Here is a 2519-nt window from a genome sequence, read left to right on the forward strand (position 1 = left end):
GACAGCAGGATCACCACAGCGAAGGTGGCCCCCAGCTTGGCTTTCAGTGTCACTCTCACGATATGGCCCTTTCTTCTGCGGCGGCGTGGGGCGCGCTTCTGCGGCCCTGGGTCTCGAAAATCCGACCGAGGTCGGGAATGATGATGAAATTGCCCTGGCGCTTGCCGATGCCGCGCACATAGTCGGGCCGCCAGCGCATGCCGACCCGCGGCGCCTCTTCGATCGCGGCGGGCTCGATGTCGGTGACGTCGTAGACCTTGTCGGCGAGGACACCGACGATGCTGGGCTCGCCATCGATCTCGGTTTCGACGACGACGATGCGGGTATCCTGGTCGGGCTCGGCGCGGCGCATACCGAAGGCGACCTTCAGGTCGGCGAGCGGCACGACGCGGCCGCGCACGTTGATGAGGCCGGCGGCGAAGGGCGAGGCGTTGGGTACCGCGGTGACGGGGACGAGATCGAGGATCTCGCGGACGCTCTGGGCCTCGACGGCGAAGAGCTCGTCATCGAGCCGCAGGGTGAGGGCGCGCATGGGCTGGGTGAAGGCGGTCATGCGGCGGCCCTCCCGTCGGCGGCGCGGAAGCGCTCCTCGTGGGCCTGGCCGAAGGAGACGAGGCGCGAGGTATCGAGGATCAGCGCTACGGTGCCATCGCCGAGGATGGTGGCGCCCGAGAAGGTCTCGAGGTTGGAGTGGAGTTTACTCAGCTGCTTGATGACGGTCTGGTTGTTGCCGATGATCTGGTCGACGACGAGACCCGCCCTGCCCTCGCCCGAGGAGATGATCACCACCTTCTGGTGGCTGTCGGGCTGGCCCGGGGTGTTGAACATGTCGCGCAGGCGCAGGAACGGCACGAGGCTGCCGCGGATATCGAGGAAGTTGCGGCCGCGCGAGGCGGTGTCGGCGGTCATGGGGAGTTCGACGCATTCATCGACGGCGGATAGCGGGATCGAGTATCTGCCGTTGCCGACCCGGACCAGCATTCCCTCGATGATGGCGAGGGTGAGCGGCAGGCGGAGGGTGGCGGTGGTGCCTTCGCCGGGTTTGGTCGTGAGCTCGATCTTGCCGCGGAGGCCATCGATGGTGCGCTTGACCACGTCCATGCCGACGCCGCGGCCGCTCAGCGAGGTCACTTCCCTGGCGGTCGAGAAGCCGGGGGCGAAGATCAACTGGAACAGCTCGTGGTCGGTGAGGCGGGATTCGGGCGTGAGGAGCCCCTGCTCTTCGGCCTTCTGCCGGATGCGGGCAGCGTCGAGGCCGGCGCCGTCGTCGGTGACCGAGATGGCGACTTCGGCGCCGGCATAGACGGCGGAGAGGCGGACGGTGCCCTTGATGGGCTTATTGGCCTTGATGCGCTGCTCGGCGGTTTCGAGACCGTGGTCGACGGAATTGCGGATGAGGTGGACCAGCGGATCGGCGAGGCGCTCGATCATGGTCTTGTCGAGCTCGGTGTCCTCGCCGGTGGTGATGAACTCGATCTGTTTGTCGAGATCGCGGCTGAGGTCGTGGACGAGGCGGCGGAAGCGCGAGAACAGCGAGCCGATCGGCACCATGCGGATGCCCATGGTGGTGTCGCGGAGCCCGGAGCTGAGGCGCTCGAGCTCTTCGGCGATGGTCTTGAGGTTCGCGTCGGAGCTCTGGGCGGCCATCTGGGAGAGGCGGGCCTGGGCGATGACCAGTTCGCCGACGCGATCCATCAGTTCGTCGAGGCGCTCGGCGGGGACGCGGAGGGAGGTGGAGCTGCGCTCGGCGGCTTCAGGGCGCTGGTCTCGGGCGGCGCGGAGCGCGGTGAGTTCAGCGATGGGTTCGTCGGGCTCGGCGGCCGGGTTGTCCTCGGCGAGGATATCGAGGACGGGCGACGCGAGGGCGGCGAGGGGCTCGATGGTGAGCTCCATGCTGTCCTTCAAAAACAGGAAGACGTCGTCGAGGGCGGCGGTGGGGTCGGGGTGGGTGAGATCGACCTGCCAGCCGAGATAGCTCGCCTCGGGGTCGATGAGGTCGAGGGTGGGGACAGTGTCGACCAGGGCCGTGACTTCGCAGGGACCGAGATCGGCGATTTCGCCGAGGAGAAGCAGCGGGTTGGTGCCGTGGAGCAGCGCGTCCTCGGGCAGCCGGAAGCGGATGCGCCAGCGGCCGGTGGTGGCGGGGGCCGCGTGGGTGACGGATGCGGGCTGCGGCATCGGCGAAGCGGGGAAGCGGTCGGGCTCGACGATGGCCCGCAGCGCTGCGAGGATCGCGTCGCCGGCGCCGGTGGCGGCGATATCGGGCATTTCGATCAGGGCGTGGACGTGGTCCTTGGCGTCGAGGGCGACGCCGACCAGTTCGGGGGTGATGGGGGAGAGGCCCTTGCGCACCCTGTCGAAGGCGGTTTCGAACTCGTGGACGAAGGCGGCGACGTCGGTGAAGCCGAACATCGCGCCGGAGCCCTTGATGGTGTGGAGGGCGCGGAAGACGGAGTTGATGAGATCGGCATCGGCGGGGTGCTGCTCGAGATCGAGCAGGCCATGCTCGAGCAGTTCCA

General features: G+C 68.0%; 2 protein-coding genes. Both read right to left on the minus strand.

What is annotated here, in order from left to right; genetic code table 11:
- Nucleotides 1-55 precede the first annotated feature (55 nt).
- Nucleotides 56-553, minus strand: a complete 498-nt coding sequence (locus JWQ89_RS09745) for a chemotaxis protein CheW (protein ID WP_299640508.1) — start codon at nucleotides 551-553, stop codon at nucleotides 56-58.
- On the minus strand, nucleotides 550-2519 hold a 1970-nt coding region (locus tag JWQ89_RS09750), incomplete at its 5' end, for a chemotaxis protein CheA (RefSeq protein WP_299640510.1). The genes JWQ89_RS09750 and JWQ89_RS09745, both read right to left, overlap by 4 nt.

Origin of the sequence: Devosia sp., from assembly GCF_028290645.1 — a bacterium.
Classification (GTDB): Bacteria; Pseudomonadota; Alphaproteobacteria; order Rhizobiales; family Devosiaceae; genus Devosia_A.

Coding starts and splice junctions, on each gene's coding strand:
- JWQ89_RS09745 (WP_299640508.1), bottom strand. CDS start 553: ATGACCGCCTTCACCCAGCCCATGCGCGCCCTCACCCTGCGGCTCGAT.